This window comes from Moorena sp. SIO1G6 (assembly GCF_010672795.1).
Lineage (GTDB): Bacteria > Cyanobacteriota > Cyanobacteriia > Cyanobacteriales > Coleofasciculaceae > Moorena > Moorena producens.
Window position 1 is genome coordinate 268,113 of record NZ_JAAHFZ010000002.1, and the last position, 18,918, is coordinate 287,030.

Annotated in this window: 18 protein-coding genes and 2 pseudogenes; 4 read left to right on the top strand and 16 right to left on the bottom strand. The window is 45.8% G+C overall.

The annotated features are described in order from the left end of the window. Together F6K63_RS04170 and F6K63_RS04175 are read right to left on the bottom strand one after the other, a co-directional pair. Window positions 1–1,952: pseudogene (locus F6K63_RS04170) on the bottom strand (hypothetical protein); the annotation flags it as partial. 16 nt (window positions 1,953–1,968) lie between these two features. After that, the gene (locus F6K63_RS04175; protein ID WP_287310932.1) at window positions 1,969–2,622 is read right to left on the bottom strand and encodes a phage tail protein I; all 654 of its coding nucleotides are present in this window, start codon (window positions 2,620–2,622) and stop codon (window positions 1,969–1,971) included. An 81-nt stretch (window positions 2,623–2,703) separates the two neighbouring features. On the opposite strand from F6K63_RS04175, the gene F6K63_RS04180 reads away from it, so the two are divergent. After that, on the top strand, window positions 2,704–2,952 hold the full coding sequence (locus F6K63_RS04180) for a hypothetical protein (RefSeq protein ID WP_287310934.1): 249 nt from the start codon (window positions 2,704–2,706) through the stop codon (window positions 2,950–2,952). Here F6K63_RS04180 and F6K63_RS04185 read toward each other — a convergent pair. Continuing rightward, window positions 2,949–5,036, bottom strand: coding sequence for a LamG-like jellyroll fold domain-containing protein (locus tag F6K63_RS04185; RefSeq protein WP_287310936.1), 2,088 nt, complete (start codon window positions 5,034–5,036; stop codon window positions 2,949–2,951). The genes F6K63_RS04180 and F6K63_RS04185 overlap by 4 nt on opposite strands. 113 nt (window positions 5,037–5,149) lie before the next feature. Between F6K63_RS04185 and F6K63_RS04190 the strand changes: the two genes are divergently transcribed. After that, entirely contained in the window at window positions 5,150–5,296 is a 147-nt protein-coding gene (locus F6K63_RS04190) for a hypothetical protein (RefSeq protein ID WP_287310937.1), read from the top strand. Between the two features lie 261 nt (window positions 5,297–5,557). Here the strand turns inward: F6K63_RS04190 and F6K63_RS04195 are convergent, their stop codons facing one another. From F6K63_RS04195 to F6K63_RS04210, 4 genes are all read right to left on the bottom strand, one after another. Continuing rightward, the gene (locus F6K63_RS04195) at window positions 5,558–9,508 is read right to left on the bottom strand and encodes a putative baseplate assembly protein (protein ID WP_287310939.1); all 3,951 of its coding nucleotides are present in this window, start codon (window positions 9,506–9,508) and stop codon (window positions 5,558–5,560) included. Window positions 9,509–9,587: 79 nt separating this feature from the next. Then, window positions 9,588–9,947 (bottom strand): hypothetical protein, encoded by a 360-nt coding sequence (locus tag F6K63_RS04200; RefSeq protein WP_044493151.1) that lies wholly within the window; start codon window positions 9,945–9,947, stop codon window positions 9,588–9,590. Between the two features lie 13 nt (window positions 9,948–9,960). Further along, window positions 9,961–10,353, bottom strand: a complete 393-nt coding sequence (locus F6K63_RS04205) for a GPW/gp25 family protein (protein ID WP_008184152.1) — start codon at window positions 10,351–10,353, stop codon at window positions 9,961–9,963. A gap of 15 nt (window positions 10,354–10,368) precedes the next feature. Then, window positions 10,369–10,794, bottom strand: a complete 426-nt coding sequence (locus tag F6K63_RS04210) for a PAAR domain-containing protein (protein WP_008184150.1) — start codon at window positions 10,792–10,794, stop codon at window positions 10,369–10,371. On the opposite strand from F6K63_RS04210, the gene F6K63_RS04215 reads away from it, so the two are divergent. After that, entirely contained in the window at window positions 10,793–10,918 is a 126-nt protein-coding gene (locus F6K63_RS04215; protein ID WP_287310942.1) for a hypothetical protein, read from the top strand. The genes F6K63_RS04210 and F6K63_RS04215 overlap by 2 nt on opposite strands. 222 nt (window positions 10,919–11,140) lie before the next feature. Here the strand turns inward: F6K63_RS04215 and F6K63_RS04220 are convergent, their stop codons facing one another. The 7 genes and pseudogenes from F6K63_RS04220 to F6K63_RS04245 form a co-directional block, all read right to left on the bottom strand. Continuing rightward, on the bottom strand, window positions 11,141–11,980 hold the full coding sequence (locus F6K63_RS04220; RefSeq protein WP_287310944.1) for a phage baseplate assembly protein V: 840 nt from the start codon (window positions 11,978–11,980) through the stop codon (window positions 11,141–11,143). Next, window positions 11,977–13,050 (bottom strand): phage late control D family protein, encoded by a 1,074-nt coding sequence (locus F6K63_RS04225; protein ID WP_287310946.1) that lies wholly within the window; start codon window positions 13,048–13,050, stop codon window positions 11,977–11,979. The genes F6K63_RS04220 and F6K63_RS04225 overlap by 4 nt, the downstream gene beginning before the upstream one ends. An 8-nt stretch (window positions 13,051–13,058) precedes the next feature. Further along, on the bottom strand, window positions 13,059–13,910 hold the full coding sequence (locus F6K63_RS04230) for a CIS tube protein (protein ID WP_287310947.1): 852 nt from the start codon (window positions 13,908–13,910) through the stop codon (window positions 13,059–13,061). Beyond that, entirely contained in the window at window positions 13,901–15,346 is a 1,446-nt protein-coding gene (locus tag F6K63_RS04235; protein ID WP_287310949.1) for a hypothetical protein, read from the bottom strand. Before F6K63_RS04235 ends, F6K63_RS04230 begins: the two co-directional genes overlap by 10 nt. Further along, window positions 15,346–15,897 (bottom strand): phage tail protein, encoded by a 552-nt coding sequence (locus F6K63_RS04240; RefSeq protein WP_287310951.1) that lies wholly within the window; start codon window positions 15,895–15,897, stop codon window positions 15,346–15,348. The genes F6K63_RS04235 and F6K63_RS04240 overlap by 1 nt, the downstream gene beginning before the upstream one ends. Window positions 15,898–16,285: 388 nt before the next feature. After that, window positions 16,286–16,435, bottom strand: a pseudogene (locus F6K63_RS37075) (DUF6760 family protein); the annotation flags it as partial. A gap of 14 nt (window positions 16,436–16,449) precedes the next feature. Continuing rightward, entirely contained in the window at window positions 16,450–16,812 is a 363-nt protein-coding gene (locus F6K63_RS04245) for a hypothetical protein (RefSeq protein ID WP_071105171.1), read from the bottom strand. 24 nt (window positions 16,813–16,836) lie between these two features. Here F6K63_RS04245 and F6K63_RS04250 point away from each other — a divergent pair, with 24 nt between their 5' ends. Beyond that, a complete protein-coding gene (locus F6K63_RS04250) occupies window positions 16,837–17,037 on the top strand; it encodes a hypothetical protein (protein WP_287310953.1) in 201 nt (66 codons plus the stop codon). A gap of 73 nt (window positions 17,038–17,110) precedes the next feature. Here F6K63_RS04250 and F6K63_RS04255 read toward each other — a convergent pair whose 3' ends face one another. Further along, window positions 17,111–17,569, bottom strand: a complete 459-nt coding sequence (locus F6K63_RS04255) for a phage tail protein (protein ID WP_008184132.1) — start codon at window positions 17,567–17,569, stop codon at window positions 17,111–17,113. A gap of 138 nt (window positions 17,570–17,707) precedes the next feature. After that, window positions 17,708–18,865: a phage tail sheath family protein gene (locus tag F6K63_RS04260; protein ID WP_287310955.1), complete on the bottom strand. Its 1,158-nt coding sequence runs from the start codon at window positions 18,863–18,865 to the stop codon at window positions 17,708–17,710. Window positions 18,866–18,918: the final 53 nt, after the last annotated feature.

Sequence of the window (18,918 nt, forward strand, 5' to 3'; positions counted from 1 at the left end):
ATAAGGTTAATATCCTGATCAGTATTACTTCCAATCGCTTCGATCCGATTGTAGCCAATTCCAATCCCTTGGGTGAGATTTTGGGCGTAGAATGCCCCGATATCAGCATCTGCGTTGTTATGGCTGGCTCTAACTCTCAATTCACCGCTTTCCACATGAAGCTTCTTGCTCGGTCCAGTTATCCCGATACCAAGGCTACCTGCAAAGGAAGAGTTGCCTGTACCTTTGACAGTCAAACCACCATTGGCTGCTGTGGTTAACACCATTCTCTCATTAGTGCCATTAGTATCTCTCCAGGAGTGGTTGCCATTGGCAGCATAAAATAAAGTCTGACTATTGATACCCAGTCCGTATCCATCCCAAAGTTGCAATTTTAGGTTGTTGGTAGTGTCACTATTTGTAAAGACAATTTGTTGAGCACCATCGAGTTGAATCTCGCCTGCGCTAACCGTCAACTTCCCTTGTACTTTTAATTTCGATGAACCTGGATCGTTTGTCCCGATGCCAACATTACCATCTTTAATCACCATCTGGACTGTGCCACCACTACCAGGATTCAGTTCGTTATCGTGATGAGAGCCACCTTTGTACCAGGCAAAGTTTTCAGCGGTGCGAAAATACTGTGTATGACTCTGAATACCGATGCCATAGCTTGAAGCCCACAAATTTATCATCTGCCGCGTGTTGTTCTGGAAACTGAGGGTTGCAGAGTCGTCGATGGTCAAATTATTGAGAGTGCTATTACCTGTAACAGTTAAATTCCCTTGTACTTTTAATTTCGATGAACCTGGATCTGTTGTCCCGATACCAAGGCTACCTGCAAAAGAAGAGTTGCCTGTACCCTTGACAGTCAAACCACCATTGGCTGCTGTGGTTAACACCATTCTCTCATTAGTGCCATTATTATCTCTCCAGGAGTGGTTGCCATTGGCAGCATAAAATAAAGTCTGACTATTGATACCCAGTCCGTATCCATCCCAAAGTTGCAATTTTAGGTTGTTGCTAGTGTCATTTTTTGTAAAGACAATTTGTTGAGCACCATCGAGTTGAATTTCGCCTGCGCTAACAGTCAAATTACCACCATCTACAATTAGTTCTCCATTACCTTTTGGGATAAGGTTAATATCCTGATCAGTATTACTTCCAATCGCTTCGATCCGATTGTAGCCAATTCCAATCCCTTGGGTGAGATTTTGGGCGTAGAATGCCCCGATATCAGCATCTGCGTTGTTATGGCTGGCTCTAACTCTCAATTCACCGCTTTCCACATGAAGCTTCTTGCTCGGTCCAGTTATCCCGATACCAAGGCTACCTGCAAAGGAAGAATCCCCTGTACCTGTAACACTCAAATCTCCCTCAATAACAACCAAACTACTGGCACTATTACCACCAGAACGCAGGGTCGGTCCAGTGATTGCACCACTATCCAAATTACCACTAGGCAAACGCACTCCAGAATACTGGCGTACACTGAGATCAGGAGTCACATTACCGTTTCCAGCAATTGCCAGCTTTGCCAGAACAATCGAGTCCTCAGGCACATTTCCCAGGGTAGCAACTTGGATATTGGGTTTTTCATGCCAGCGCCTGGCACCACTGCTACCCAAACCTCCATCAGTTGTTTGATCCGATTGTTCTTCTTGATAGGAAATAACTAAGTAAACTTCCTGATTTTTGTGGGCACTGAGATCAATTGGCGGAGAGTTTGTACTCAGAATAATCTGTCGGCCTTCACTGTCAAGAGCCGTACCAGGTGTGACAATCACCTGATTAGTAGCAGTCTCAAGAGTCAAACCATCACAAATGCCCGAAACCCGGAGGAATTGGTCTAGGCGGCGCTGTCGGTCAATATGATATTTTTGTTCATCAATAAAATCCTGGTCTTTTAAAAACTCACCGTCGAAGTAGCGTACTCGCTTGTCAATGTAAGGATACTGAATATAATCTGCCATTTTAATTCTCCCTTAGTTACGATATCGTTGTGGTGCCCAATAATGTAGTAACCCCAACGATGATGCCTGGTTTACTCTCAGTGGGCTCATTAATAATTTGCATACCGGGTATTAACACCCGCAAAGCATAAAAGGTGTGAGCTGGTTTCTCCTGATTGACAATTGCCTTAGCAATTTCTTCCTGACGTTGCAGCAGTTTAGGGTCTCGCTCGTTCAAGGTGATTGTCACCTGGAAGTAATGAGCAGGTTGTTCAAATTCGTAGATTTTGACCTCTTCTTGAGTGTAAAGTTCTAGCATTTGCTTCACTCCCGCCTTAGTCCCCCGTTGGCGATAGAGAGGCACAATATTGCTGATAAATCGGCGTTTAGTCTCCTCACTCCAATCATCTCGCAAACTTAAAGCCACCCAACTGGCCAGCCAAGGTATAAACTCAGTTGGTGCTATCTCTGACTCTACTGGTAAATCAGGATGATTATAGGGATTGAAGTAAGTAGGGATACGGTCAATGTACTCTTCTAGAGCCAACTGCTCAGGATTCGGATCATCAGTATCCCTGGGTAAAAAGCCACTCATTACCCGCTCCAACGCTAGCAGGAACCGACCAACAAAAGGGTCTTCCTGAAAGTTAGCTGGTAGATAGTTTAGATAGCTACTTGGGTTGTTGGACATAAGCGCGTTTGTATCTAGGTTTTAAACACACGAATTGTTGAAAAAGGGAATAGGGAATAGGGAATAGGGAATAGTGGGGAGATGGGGAGATGGGGAGATGGGGAGATGGGGAGATGGGGAGATCACTTGCCTGTTCCCGATTCCCTATTCCATCCTGGGAGTTCCTTGAGGGCATCGGTGGGCATTGCCCATTTAATTGATCCGGGAACTGATCAAAGAGCTTCCGAGAGCAATGCCCACCCTACTACGATTCCACTCACTGTTCCCTACTCCCTACTCCCGATTCCCGATTCCCGATTCCCGATTCCCGATTCCCTACTCCCTTACTAACTAGTTAATTGCCATTGCTCCCCTATGTATTCCATGATTACTAAATTCAACTGTACGTTAAAGTCTACTAACTCATAGTTTTTAAGTTTAACTCTGATCAGCTCTTTTTCGATAAACTGGTAGGTTTCTTTGGGTGTAGTGCGTTCCTCCCGCCAGGTTCCTAACTGAACCACTTTTGTCCCTGTGGTTGGAGCTTGGCTGAGAGCTTGTTTGAGGGTAATTTTATTGCTGGAAAAATCAACAGTGTCAATTTCTCTATTTTCTGGATTGCTATTAGTAGGAATGATCCCAACCGTATCCCCCGCTGCCAATCCCGTTACTTGATTCACCTTGAACTCAAGATGGTTGGAGCTATCTTCAGTAATCTCAAAACTAAGGGGACGGAAAACCATGGTACCTAGTCCATAAGCTTTATTTAAACCTGAAGACAAGGTCAATTGTTTTAGTCCTTCCTCAATACTACTAATCGTATAGTATTCCTGATCACTACTGCTGGGGTCTAGTTGAATAGTATCCCCTAGGTTAAAACCGGTGGTGTCTTTAACGGTAATCTGAGTCTGGGATCTTGAGCTTGCCTGAGTTAAAACAGTAGTGGTTAGCTCATGAGTATGAACCATGACATCCTCGACATAGTCCACTCCAGGGATGCGATCCAGTAATTGATATAGCTCCGAAACGTAAATACTCCTACCAAAAGGCCAACCCTGACCATCCCAATAAGACTGGGAATTAACTGGGTGGAAGAAAGCTTGTGCTTCCTGGTTTGCCTGGTCTTGAACCTGCTGGGCATTGCCCCCCGCCACTAGATAGAGTCGCGCCCAAACTCGCAAGGGTAGGTAGTCTGGGGTAACTACGTGATGGCGTACAGTCAGCAACCGCCGTTCATCCAAGAAAGACCATAAGCCTTGCAACAGTGAAGCAGTGATATTGGGTTGATACCAACTGGCTCCTTGGATAGTTCCATGATTTTGGTTAGCAGTCTTATCCTTAGCAATGCTACCAGAGCCTTCACCCAAATCCCAGCAACCAACTAATCCCTTTTCTGTACCTTTAAGAAAGTCATTCATCTCCTGTTTAATGTCTGCCTGCAAGCGGACTCCCTCCCAAATCCGCAATTGAGTAATTATGCCTTGGAAATAATTGCTTTGGTTACCTCGACAGCCAAGATAAAGGGATGAATTATTAATTGTATTATCTGAAGTGATATCTTCAGTAAAGCCTTCTAATTCTCCATCAAGATATAAGTACAGTGTTGAACTATCTTTTACAAAAGCAACGTGATGAAAGTTGTCATCATTAATCGCTTTGGTAGAACTAATGGTAGCAAAGTTAGTACCATCACTTCTAGTTACCTGTAATTTACCAGAGCGATTTTCATATCTAATCCCATAAGGAAAACCCCCAGAACCACTACCTTTTTCTAGGATACTATTATGGGTTTCTTGGGTTCTAGCTTGTACTTTTTCAGGTCTGACCCAAAGTTCAATGGCAAAATCGTGATCGTTAGCAAAATTGAGTTGGTCTGAGTGAGGGATTTCCAGATAATCATCCTGGCCATCAAAGGAGAGCAAACTGTAGTTATCAGCTAAAGTTTGAGGAACCACCAGCAAGCTAATGTTTCCTGGGGCTGGTTCTTCTCTGGCAGTTGCTTGACTCAAAGCCAGATTCTGCTGAGAAATGCATTTAGCCCTAGCGACTACCCCAAAAGGACCAAGAGCCTTAGCGGTTGGTGTTTCCTGCCAGTCTTGTAGTACCAGTTGTTCAAAGTCCTCACTACTGACTGCCCGGTAGCGTTGCCGCAAATCCACAATGGTTTGCTGCACTGCTGTCTCCAAATCCCCTTCCAGCTGCCACTGGGAACCATTAAGCAGCTTGAGAAACATTTGTGTGTTTTCATCTGGAATCTGATTAGTCCGGTAAATCACCATCTCCGTCAACCAAGCCAACATCTCGATCAGGATGATGCCAGGGTCAGTAGGATTGTGGTCAGTCCAATCAGGATACTCTTTCGGTATTAGAGAAATAGCCTCTTCTAAGAGGTCAGCATAATTACGGTCATCTAGGTTAGGTAGTGGTAGTGGCATTTGTCATTAGTTGGTTGTGAGAATTTAGAATGTAGAATGTAGAATTTAGAATTTAGAATTTAGAATGGTGAAGGCAGAATGGTGAATGGTGAAGGCAGAATTTAGAAGTTAGAATGGTGAAGGCAGAAGGCAGAAGGCACAAGGCACAAGGCAGAAGGCAGAAGGCAGAAGGCACAAGGCACAAGGCACAAGGCAGAAGGCAGAAGGCAGAAGGCACAAGGCAGAAGGCACAAGGCAGAATGGTGAATGGTGAATGGTGAATGGTGAATGGTGAATTCTAACTTCTAACTTCACCATTTTAACTTCTAACTTCACCATTTTAACTTCTAACTTCACCATTTTAACTTCTAACTTCACCATTTTAACTTCTAACTTCACCATTCTTAATTCTACATTCTTAATTCTACATTCTTAATTCTTAATTCTTAATTCTACATTCTTAATTCTACATTCTTAATTCTTAATTCTACATTCTTAATTCTTAATTCTACATTCTTAATTCTTAATTCTACATTCTTAATTCAATAAGACTGACCCAAACTAATCTGATGTTCACCGGAATAGATTAGGAATCGGTTGCTTTGTTCCTCAGGTATCTCGCCTAGGTCAATGGAGAGATAGTTAACATAATTCACACCTGGGACGGATTCGATTAACCGATACAGGTCTGATTTATGGGGTTGACGACCAAAAGGCCAGCCTTGACCATCCACGCCACCAGTCAGGGGATGTAAAAAGTGGTTCAGGGCATCGTTGACCCCAATTACAACTTCTTCGGCAAGGTCTAAGGAGAGGGGTACAACCTCAGCTGTGACTGTAACTTCTACCCAATAGGGTCCCGTCACTCGCAGGTCTAGGGTGGGGGCACAGCGAGCCAGGATGTATTCTTCTACTAAGTCGAGCAAACCAAGACTGGGAGTAGGTTGCCGTGCTGAAGAATCCGGTAGAATAATCAGTTCCACTTGACCGACATCGTCTCTGTCTAGATAAGGGCTATTGTCAGCATGGTCACTTGTGGTCTTGGGGGGTAGGTTGAAATTTCCTGTCAGAGAACCATCAGGGTACTCGATGGTGACATCACCGCTAACGTTAACATCGCCCAAGTTGACCATAGTCACGTACCATTCGCTTCCAAGACTGAATTGGCTGGGTGTGACTGGGTAACTCAGTTCGCGTCCGCTAGCTTCCTCGGTAAAGATTTTTTCCTCATAGGCTATGGTCTGTCCTGGACCATTAATCTTGACCTGTAGCTGATAGCTGGTTGGGGGATTATTACCCTGGGACCATAAACTGACCGTGATCGTCCCTGATTGCTCCAACGGCAGGTAGTAGTTTGGCAACCACTGTAAGTCTTTTGGGTTAAATTCAGGAGTAATTGCCCATGCCCTAGCTACATCGGTAGATGCTTGGTAGACCAAATCCTCAATGTCTTCGGCAGTTACAGCTTTGTACCGATGGCGCAATGTCTTCGGCCCTTGTTCCTTAACCCACTCTAGAGACTCCTGCTCGGCTCCACCACTAGCAGCTTCTAGGTTAGTGACACTATCTACATAAGGCACTGTGGTCTTGAGTTCGGTGATAGTCTCAGCTGCTTTATTACCCTGTTTACCACCACCAGTGCGGTAGTAAACCATACGGATATTGTTGCTACCTAGGGGTGGTATCCTTCCCTGTTGGTTGTTGCCAAAGCTTACTTCTCCCGTCAGGTGATTGAGAACATAGTGACGGTCTTCCGGTCCGGAACCATAGAAATCTGATACTTCTTGCCAAACTACCCACACCTCCTCTTGTAGATCCGTTTCTTCCTCTTCCCGCACCTCCAGCTGTTGACCCTCTAATACAGGAAATTGGAGGGTGGAGAAGGTCTGATCGGGATTCCCATTACTCGAACCAAGGATTTCATTTTCAATGGTGGTTGCCTGGGTCGCCCAAGTTGTATTCAGCAGCAACCGCCGTAGTCGGGGTGGCACTCTAAAATCACCCCCTTGCCAGCGAATTCGCAGCCAATATAATTCTTTACCAAATTCTGATTGCTTTGTCAAGTCAGTTGGTCCAATAAACTGGACTAAACCCGGTTGACTCATGGCAGCGGTTTCATCAGCTTCCACGCCTAAACGCATCCAACGGTCAGGACTGGTATATTCAGGGCTGGAATATTCTCCTACTACCACTGCTGGCTGAGTTATGGTAGGACTTGTGGCCAATTCCCCTGGTGCTGGGGGTTCTACCTGGGCATAGATAGTGGTGGAGCGGTTGGCGAAGGGGGCGTCAAAGCCTAGGTAAAGGGTGGGTCTCAGGTCTTGAGTGGGAGTAAAAGCCTCAAAGGGGGAGCCATCTTGGTTAGCTTGAGTGGTGCAATCTACATAAGTGAAATCATTGTAGGTCAAGCAAGCTGAGAGAGGGGAATCACCTGAGTTGTAGCTATAGCTTAGGGTGAGGGATTTTACCACTGGTGGAGCTAAAGCTGAGGCTGGTAGGAGTACCACACTCGTTTCCACTGGATGAGATTGAGTGAGGTTGCTCGTCAGGGTGAGGGTATTCTCGTTGAAATTGATACTAGCAATCTCCAAGTCTTCCTGCTTGTCAGTACCTGGATCAATCCGAATGCGATCGCTAGGCAAAAAACCTCTGACACTATCTACCTTGATGGTGTTGATACCACTGCTGACCTCTTGTTCAAAAAGTTCCACCGTTGCTCCACTGGCATGGTCGGAATAGATAGTATTGGTCAGAGTTAGGGTATTAGAGCTAATACTACTAATTTGCGCATATTCCGGTTGACTAGTGTCTGCCCCAATCAGAATAGAGTCATTATCTTGAAAGCCACTAGCGCTACTGACCTGTAGGGTATTGGCTCCACTGCTGACAGCTTGAGTGAGTGTGGTGCTAATGGCACGAGATGGCTGGAGTGTGGTACTGGTTTCTTCTGCGGTAGCTTCCTCAGTACCATAATTACCCGTGATAATCCGAGCACGAAGCCAATAATTACTTTCCCCATTTACTGGCTGGGGTCCCATCTGGTCAGGGAGGGTGAAAGTAAATGCACCGCCAATCGTGAAGTTGGCAGCAGACAGACCAGAACTATTATGTTTAACTATCTCCCAAGTACTACCATTCCAGACTTCCCAGCGGACTTCCACACCCCCAGTGGTATTAACCGGTGGAGCATCACTACTTAAAACCAAATCAACGGTAACTTCGGCTCCAGGTTTGGATAAAACGTCCTGACTAGCCAGATAAAAGGTATCGTTGAAACCAGGTTCCTCACCAAAGGGATAGAAATCTTTGCTGAGATCCAGTTCATCGGTATCGAAAAAGCACAACTCTGGTGCTACATCACTGCCATTAATCTGCACACTGGCACTAATGTGATTGATCTGTGGCAATAACTGAGGTGGAGGTAAAGGAGTATTGGTAAGCTGAGCTTTAAGCCAGGCAGCATTGATCCCATTAATACTCTCCTGACTGGGGACTGGCAGATTCTCAATGGACACTTCCCACTCACTGTTACCTGAATTAGTCAAGCTTGGGAAGGACTTGCTAATTTGGTTCTGGTCGTCAATGTCTAGACGGGCCAAACGGATATGACTATTCGCTGGTTTGCTAGTATCGGTCTCAGCAATCAGTTCCACCACTGGTTCTGAGTCACTGTAGGAAATTACCACTAGCCTAGTTTGATTGGTATTGCCGCTCAGGTCAAGGTCATATTTTTCAAGGAGATTAATCTCTCGACCTTGGTAATCTATCGCCTTTCCAGGTTGGACGATAACTTCACCATAGCCAATTTCAACCTCTAAGCCCTCAATAATTCCTAGTATTGGTTTCCAAACCTCACCATTCCAGTAAGACCAAGTGATTGGTACTGCTGCTAACCCAACTGCATTAGGAGAGTCAATGGTTAGGGTGAGAGTTTTCGATTCAGGTAAGGTGAGCAGCTCGTCACAAGCCAAATAGAGGGAATGTTCGATGGGCTGATCCCCTGCAAAGGTTAGAAAAGCAGTATCTTCTTGACCCGTTGCTTGCTGAGTGCGATCGCTATAGCGGTCTTGTTCTGGTTCCCGCACAAACACTGCTTGCAGCTGCACATTGGTCAAGGCTAAATCACGCTCGGTCTCGAAAATGACCTCTTCTTCCTCTCCTTCTGTGGGCGGTGCTGCCACCTCCGTCTGAGCAGGAACCAAGGCTTCTGTGCTACCAGTTGCCAAATAAAAGGTCAAGGGTACTCGCGCTGGTCTAGGTGGTCCAATGCTAGTGCCAATCAAATCCAGAAAGGCGAGGAAGTTTTTATCCGGGACTTGATTGATGCGATCGCTGACAATCGTTGCCAGATGACCAAAAATACGAATTAGTGACCGACCACCATCCGGCTTGTTATCTGCCAAAGGACGCCAGTCTGTGAACGCCTTAGCGCACGCCTCCGTATAGGTAACGATGTCTTCATAGCTACGTTGATCAATCTTTGGAGCTTGCATAAGAAATTAGGGAGTAGGGAGTAGGGAGTAGGGAGTAGGGAGTAGGGAACAGATGTAGGGTGGGCAGTGCATCATGGCATTAATTTGATTGCGATCGCATTTGTTGGCACTGCCCACCTAGGGAACAGATGTAGGGTGGGCAGTGCATCATGGCATTAATTTGAATGCGATCGCGTTTTGTGGCACTGCCCACCCGAAGATTAATTTGGTTGCGATCGCATTCTGTGGCACACCCCACCATTTGATTAATCACAAGTTGATCTAGATGTAGGGTGGGCAGTGCTTGAGACTGATTAATTTGAATGCGATCGCGTTTTGTGGCACTGCCCACCCGAAGATTAACCGAGTGATTAATTTGAATGCGATCGCATTCTGTGGCACACCCCACACCCCACACCCCACACCCCACACCCCACACCCCACACCCTACACCCCACACCCCACACTCCAAATTAATAATCTAAATAGAATGGATAAACTAAATTAAAGCGATTATTAGTACGGCGCACTTGGTAGTTAATTTCTATCAGGAGACGATTAAATTGGGTCTCATCCGGGTAGACACCTACATCTAGAACTTCAATGCGCGGTTCCCACTGGGTCAAGGCTCGGCGTACCTCCACTGTTAATTGTCCAGCTGTCCCAGCGCTGTTGCTGGCAAATACTAAATCATGAATACCGCAGCCAAAATCCGGGCGCATCAGTCGTTCTCCTGGAGAAGTACTCAGAATCATCCAAATCGACTGGCGGACACTATCCTCATATTGGGCCATTTCGATTTGTTTATTTTCGTCGAGTACTACGGGGAAATTCCATCCCACTCCGAGAAAATCAGTAGTCGTCATGGTTACATCTCCTTATCAACCGCCAATAAATACCTTCGTCGGCTTACCAGGCCCAGGGGATACTGTGCCGTGGGGAGGGGGTAATTCACTACAGGTCTTAACTGGGTCACCAATGCGCGCCACTGGTTTACCCTCAATTTTCACAGAAGAACTACCCTTAGTAATTTCAGCTGTTTTGTTAGGTTCCTTGACAAACTTGATTGGTGACGTTCCCGGTGGCGGTATCGGTGGGTGTACCTGGGTTTTTCCCTGGCTGCCCTTTAAGGCCACCAATTTACCACCAATCTTGACCTTTTTACTCAACTTTTGCTCGAATTTTCCTTGGAAAGGAATTGGCATTGGCGCTACAATAGGCGGCGCAGGAGCAGGTGGTTGACCCTGGACTTGGTGCGTACAAGATGTCACCACTAAATCGCCTTTTCTGGCTGCCGGTTTACCCATGATTTTTCATACTCTATACAACTTAGATAACAGTATTCAGCCTTTAGTGGTCAGCGGTCAGTGGTCAGTGGTCAGTGGTCAGCGGTCAGCAGTCAGCGGTCAGCTGTTAGGTTATAGCACTTGACATTTATAAAAGCAGCAAAAGCTATTATATTCAGCTATTGCCTATTGCCTTGCGCTATATTTTATTCAAAAGCACCTCAAGTAGAGTGGCACAAGCTTCGACGCTGTGAAGTTAAGGTATAAGCTAATAGCTGATTGCTGAAAGCTGATTGCTGAAAGCTGATTGCTGAAAGCTGATTCCTGAAAGCTGATTGCTGAAAGCTGATTGCTGAAAGCTGATTGCTTAATTAATTGATACCGTATTACCGGTAATCTTCACGTCTTTACTAGCTTTAAAATGCATCCCCTTCTTAGTTTCAATTTTGCTACCATTAGCATCAACTTTAAATGACTTATCTGTCTTCATATCCAGGTTATTCTTGGCAGTAATTTTGATATCTTCCTCGGAAATAATTTCGATCCCCTTACCACCAAGTTTAAGTTTACCTTCCTTAGACTCAATGGTAATTGAATTGTCTTTGGTATTAATAATGATACTATTCTTGCCAGTTTTATCAATCACCTCAATTTTTTCTTTACCTTTAGTATCATCTAAGCGAATAGCATGACCACTTTGAGCAATTACTTCAATTTTACCTTTTTCCTTAGTATCATCTAAACGGATAGTATGTTTATTATGGGAAATAACCTCAACTTTTTCTTCATCCTTAGTATCATCTAAGCGAATAATATGACCACTACGGGATTTTATTGTACGCTTATTAATAGTCTTTTTTTTACTATCTTCTTTGTCTTTTTCAGGAGACTCAGGGGGTTGATCTTTGCCATTCCATAACCCCCCTAGGATATAGGGAAAATTGATATCACCTTGTTCAAAAGCTACCAGCACCTCATCGTTAACTTCCGGCAAAAAGTAAATACCACGGTCATTACCAGCCATGGGAGTTAACACCCTAGCCCAATAGCTTTCATCATCATCTGAGAGCCAAGGAAACTTGACCTTGACTCGGCCTAAGTTTTCCTCATCGCCATTGTTAGTCACTATTCCCATAGTCACCCCATATAAACGACCTCGTATTTCAGGGGGACCTAGCAAATTACTTAGTAAATCGATGCTTGTCATGATGTCCCATTCCTCCTAACCTTAAATGCTGTGCGATAACCTCGTTTATGGGAATAGCTATGAATGGTGGAGGTGACATAGTAGTCACCACTAAACTGTTTGCCCACCCCTTGGATAGTAATAACAGTAGCTGCTCGCAAGTCAGGGCGTCCGACACACAAGCCCTCCCCACTGATGTATTCTAGGGCCATGTTATTAAATCCCCCTTGAGCGATTTGCTCAGCTTCCTCTCTACTAAACACAGGTCGATACAAACGTTCGCTGGTTTTTTTTCCACTACCCAAAGCCGGATCTACAGCCTTAGCACCGCTCTTGTTAGTACTAGAACCAGGGCTGGCTCGCCCAATGAAGGCTTTCTTGTCCTTCGGGTTCCAACCGCGCACCTCCACCTGTCCCACCTGGGTCAAGCTGGTCAGTCGGGAAGAAAAACTGAGCAGATCCTTTCGTTGAACTAGAGTCAACACTGACTTGGATTTGTCCTGATGGGGCTGAAAATATAATGTTTTATCTTGAACCACAACCTCATAACCCAGTCGTTGAGCACGGGTCTGAAGAAACTCCATATCTGTTTGGTTATGCTGTATTACATAGTCCAAAACCAGCTTTGTGGTTACTCCCCCATACTTTAGACCCGCTTTTTTGGCAATATCTCTAGCGATATCGCTGTCTTTCTTTTTAGTAAACGAGCGAGTGTTGTAACCCCGAAGCAATCGATGACTGTAGTCGTAGCCCCGCACTGTTAACAGAGGAATTTCCCCATGGGCAAATTCTGGTTCCAGACCGGTGATCTGACCCATCATCAATTTTTGCAGTTTCCCTCCACTACCCCCGTAGCCCATAAAAATCGTTACCTCATTGCCTAGCTTAAACAGTTGCGGATCAATCCACTCCTGATTTTCTTGATCCCAGTTGGCAAGCTTGATCGTAAACATAGTGGGAGTACTAACGTTTTCATCCACAATTACTGCCATCACATCAGACCGCAACTGTTGTCCCCTGATCAGAATTCTGAAGCCAGGGACTGAGGTAGCGATGCTATTGGTACTAGCTTGAGGAGGTGTCGAGAGCATGGTTAATTTTAGGTTAGATTAAGTACCGGGATGGTCAGAACTTGACCTGGTGTCAGGTTACGGGGATTAGTAATCCCATTAGCCTTGGCAATCTCTCGCCAGAAGCTCGGGTCATTATATTCAACACCCGCAATGCTGCTCAGGGTTTCTCCACGTCGGACAACATGGATCGGGTCGTCATCCCGTGCTAGAGAACTGGGCTTTTCCCGTTCCTCATCCTCTTCAGGGATGAACTGCTGGAAAGTACAGTTGAGAGCGGCCCTGACTGGCATCCCATTAGGGGTAAACATAGTAAAGCGCTGGGTTAGTTGTCCGAGATACCCCTTAAAAATCAGGTTAAATGCCCCCCACCACAGTTCACATACAGGGGGACGTTTTAAATCAGAGTCAATCAGAGTCAACTCAAAAATTTTATTCGTATACTCTCGAACATCTACGGCATTGGGTGCTGATAATCCATACACACCAGTTAAAGATGAAGCCGCTGTTGCCGCTCCCGATGCAACTCGTTTGAGGGGAGAGCTGCCGCCCCCGGATATACTCTCAGGTAGTCCCTCGTAGGTGTCAAAAAACAGGTCGAGAGTCAGGGTTGCTGGATCCCCACCAATAAATTTAGTATCACCGCGATCGCGGTTTTTGAGAGTTTCATGACGCCATTGGGTTGTCTTGGTAATTTGAATTTCATTAGGATTGAATAGAGGCATTGGTTTGTTTTCTGGAAAAACCATCTGCCATCTTTTTCCTGGCTGCTCCTTGAGGATGGTTAATTTATCTAACTCTGCCCCAAAGATACTACTTGTTAATCCTTTGGTTTGGTTTAGTGTTTTTTGGGCTAGATTTTTAAACCCTGTTAATGCCATTGTGTTAATCCTCTCCGCTCACTTTCTATGGTCAAATGCTGCATCAGTTTATGGTGTACTTTGTCTACTAGTTCATCAACATCAATGTCCTCCACAGACTGATTATTTGTGGTAGCGGCTGAAGTATTTTCTGATGCTTTCTGAATCACGGTATTTGCCTGTAACCTAGTAGTTGATACAGCTGTTGATACTGATGCACCGTTGACAGATGGCATTCTTTGGATAACTCCAGAGCCATTATGAGCCATAGATGGGCCACTACTAACTCCTAGTCCGTTGCCAGAAACTGACGTTCTATTGACCCCAGAGGCAGAAAAAATCAGGGGAGCAGATAATTGATAACCATCTTTTCCTGAAATTTCTCTAACCACTGGTCGCTCCGGGGAGCGTTGAATCAGTGGCTGGTTTCCTTCGGATGGGCTCTTGACTATCTCTTTGATCACTGGTCGCTCGGGGGTGGGTTGAATCAGTGGCTGATTTCCCTGGGATGGGCTAGAAACTATCTCTTTGTTAAGCGATCGCTTTGGGGACCGTTGAATAACTGGCGACTGGGTCAGGTTTCCGGAACTGCCTAAGGATAGCTTAGACTCTGTTGGCAAAGTGGTATTGGTGTTTTTTAAATTGTTTTTTAAATTGTTTTTTAAATTGTCTGAACTGACCTCTCCCCCAACTCCTGCTCTAGTAGGAAAGGAATGTTGAGTACCACCCGTTCCTTCAGGATTAGGAGGGTTAGGCAACTTTACCAACATCTTCTCAGAACTACTTTCAGAACTACTTGATGGCTGGAAGTTAATTGGTTTGGCTTGCACAACTGGCCAGGATAAGTCAGAGGATAGTCTAGTTTCCCTAGACGATTCAAGACCAGAAACTAGGGGTTTGTGATCAGAATCTACTTTCTGGGAATTCCTCTTAGTGGAGTTGACAAATTTTGCCTGGACAATCAATGGTTTTGTCCCCGATTTACCCCTTTCATAGGGGATTGAATTTGAAGTTTGGGGTGTAGGGTTTTCTCTAGATTTCTGGGAATTTGACCCTGTACTTTTTTGTACTGAGGTATCTTTATCGACCTGAAATCTAGTTGATCTCAAAGGTAGTTCCTTACCTGTTTCTCTAGTTGGAGAAGCAACATTGGTAGAGGTAATTGGAGAAGTAACATGTCCCGTCTCTACCTGTTTTGCTGCTGGCCGGATTCGCTGAGCATACACGATCGGAACTGCTGCTGCTGATTGACCCTCTAACCGCTGCTGGCGTTGGATCAACTTACCCATTAAGGGCAGTCCATTGGTCATCCCTTGGACCCGGGAGATAATTGACCCTGCTATTTGAGTACCAATCACACCAGGGCTGACCATCGGGCGCAGGAGTCGTCGCGTCAGTTGTGGGTTGATACTCTCTGACCAAGTCTGATTGTTACTGACCTGAGGTTGAGATGTCATCACAATCCTCCTGCTAGTCCAGCAACCGCTCGTCCTCCAGATAGTGCTTGACTCAGAAGTGGTTTGGTAATCCCCTTGTGAATTAACTCAATGGTCTCGAATGCAATCTCATTGCTGTTGGCATTAAACTCTGGACCAGTCCACTTCACTGGCAAAGCCTGCTTGAAATTCCAATACATGGCTGGTATCTGGTGGCGGTCTAGCAGCATAATTGTGCCATTTTTACGCTGAATTACACCTCGACTAGTGGCCTGATACCAATTCCATAGGCTATCGATGCCGGTTAGACCATGTTTGAAGATCAAATTCGGATACTTAGTTCGACCTACTAACTGATGAACATAACGATTCTGACCTCCTTCAGGACGTTCCTCTACCTCAATCTCACTTTCTAGACCCCTGACCTCACTAAACCCACCCGTTATTAACCCCCCAATTTCAATCAGGAAATTAAAGCCTTGGTAGGGGTCAAGGCGAGCTCCCAACGCCCCAGTCACTCCAGCGTAAGCCGCATTTGCTCCTAAAGGCACAACCGATCCTAAACTTGCCATAACTCACTCCTAATGATTCAAGTTGAAAATTTATCCAAGGTAGGGAACAGGGAATAGGGAACAGGGAACAGGGAACAGGGAATAGGGAACAGTGATAAGATTTGACTCTCTGTTGATGCAGTTGCTCATGGCGCATGGGTCTGTGTGCAGAACCTGCCAGTGGCACAGGCCACAAGGGCTATCAAGTAACCCATAAGCTGAACGCGATCGCGTGCGCTAATCGCTGATAGCTGATAGCTGATAGCTGATAGCTGATAGCTGATAGCTGATAGCTGATAGCTGATAGCTGATACATTTCTCATAATAATGAGGTACACATAATTGTTTCCCTGCTCCCTGCTCCCTGCTCCCTTCTCCCTATTCCCTATTACCCATTACCCATTACCCATTACCCAATTACCTGCTCATTTAACTTCTCATTAATACTTGCTACTTCTGCCACCCAGCGCTGTCTTTCTTGATGATCCAGACTCATAATCTGGTCGTAGGACCAGTGCAAGTGATAAGCAATATAGGCTACCTCCTCTAACAGCCTCTCGGAGGGGTAGCAAGTTACTCCCCCAACGTCGCAGTCTCCACTTCAAACTCTCCTTGACAGTGAGGACAAGAAACCAAAAGGCGGCTGTGACCATTTTGGTTAATCCGTTGATAGAGGTCTTGCAGATAGGCTAAGTCAGCCGAGAATAGACCCTCAATCATGGCGGGATTGATATAGTCTAAGCTGCCCAGACGAGTGATCACCCGCGACAGCAGGATAATCACCAAGTAACCTGGATTAGCCTGAACCCTAGGGTCTTTTAACGGCATAATTTCATCGTAGGCTGTGGACATCCGCATCATGCCTTCTTGATGAAGATTACCCTCCGAATCTACGTAGCCCTGGGGTAGGGTAAACGGGAACTCTGTCTGCATCATCTTGTAGGAATTTAGAATTGAGAATTGGGAATCGGGAATCGGGAATCGGGAATCGGGAATCGGGAGTCGGGAGTCGGGAATCGGGAATCGGGAGTCGGGAATTTAGAATTGGGAATCGGGAATTGGGAATCGGGAATCGGGAATTGGAAATTGGGAATCGGGAATTGGCAGTTGGTAACAGGTGTAGGTTGCTTGCAGCAAAGCGCGGAATCTAACGAAACCTAATTGACACTCCCGACTCCCGACTCCCGACTCCCTACACCCTACACCCTACACCCTACACCCTACACCCTATTCCCTACTGCCATTTACCGTTTTCTACGGTGACCCCTTCGTGGACAATTTCGAGGGTTTCAATGGCTAATTCATTGGAAGTAGCATCAAGGCTTGGTCCTGTCCACTTAACTGGCCAACAGTTGATCAGGTTCCAGCGCACTTTTTCATTTCCAGCATCATCCCAGAGGACGATAGACATATTTTTGCGATACTCGGAGGGGTCTTTGGCGGTTGCTACCTTGGTTCGCCAGTCCCATAATTCCCTGTCATCAGTAATGCCGCGACTGAGAGTAACTTGAGAGAGGGTGAGCATACCAGGGATTTGGCGCATATTCAGCATTCTATCGGTACCCTCTCGATAGGTGCTAATTTCCTGAGTGGTGTCTATCCCTGAGCAGCTTCTGAAACCGGCGCGGGTGATACCATCGATTTCTACTTTGAAGTTGTAACCTCTGTATGGATCTTTTCGAGAAAATACCATCGTCAAAAACCTCCTAATATCCTAATAATTGCTGTTGACTGTTGCTAGCATGCCAATTGCCTATTGCCAATTGCCTATTGCCTATTGCCTATTGCCTATTGCCTGTTGCCTGTTGCCTATTGCCTTGCTAACCCAGACCTATGCTGCTACTTTCACACCACTAGCACCGAGAATAATACGCACAGTGATCAATTCACTAGGAATAGCAGGTGCTAAACCAATTTCTGTGACCACCATTCCTGCTTCTCTTACTTCTGGTGGGTTCGTTTCAGCATCACATTTAATGTAAAAAGCTGTCTGTTCTGTTGTTCCTTTGAGAGCACCTTGTTCGAGTAAGTCTTCAAAATAGGCGGTTAACTCTCGTTCAATCTGGACCCATAATCTCAGATCGTTTGGCTCAAAAGCTATATCTATCAGGTTCAGTTCTAGCCATCTGCCCACTGTCAGAAATAACCGTTGTACGTTGACATAAGTCCAATTTGCATCCTCACTGAGAGTACGTGCTCCCCACACTCGAATACCTCGTCCGGGAAAAGCCCGCAGGCAATTAACCCCAAGGGGATTGAGAATGTCCTGCTCGCGATTGGTCAGACTGAACTCTACATCGACTATGGCTTCGATAGTCTCATTTGCCGGTGCTTTGTGAACGCCAAATTGTTGGTCGCTACGGGCGTAAACTCCAGCAATGTGACCACAGGGGGGCATCCAGTCGGGACCGTTTTCAGCTTTAATCCAGGGATAATACAAAGCACCGCTTTTCCCCTGCAGTTTCGACCTTTGCTCTGTTACCCTCTCTATAGACTGAGTCACTTGTACTGCTACTGGAGGGAGCGAGTCTAAGATGGCAAAGCGATCGCCTTGCCGATCACAGTGTTCTAAGATAGCATTCTGCATCCTCAACACGTCATCGTGGTTAGGGTTTCCTGCCATTAGATCCGGCACACAGACCAAGTCGATTTCAGTCAAGGATGCGATCGCTCCTAGTCCTCCACTATCATCTGCCGCTCCTCCCAGTGCTTCTGTGATCGAAACTGTGTCTTCTAGCCGCACAACCAAGCACAAGCTGCCACCATTTTCAAAGAAGCCACGTACAGCGTAACCCAGGTAACCCTCAGCTAGAGGCTGACCAAAGGTTTCTGTAAATTGAGACCAGAGGGTAATTTCCTGGGGGGAGTTAATTGGTCCAGTCTCGGCAAATCCTAGGAATGCGGGTACACCTGTGAGGAGTCCAGGTCCTGGTTTAGGGAATATCTCCTCTCGGTAGACACCCGGTGTCAGTTGCTGAGAATATACCATACTTTGATCTTCCTTGTTCCTATGGATTTGGGGTGTAGCCTAAGGCTTTGGGG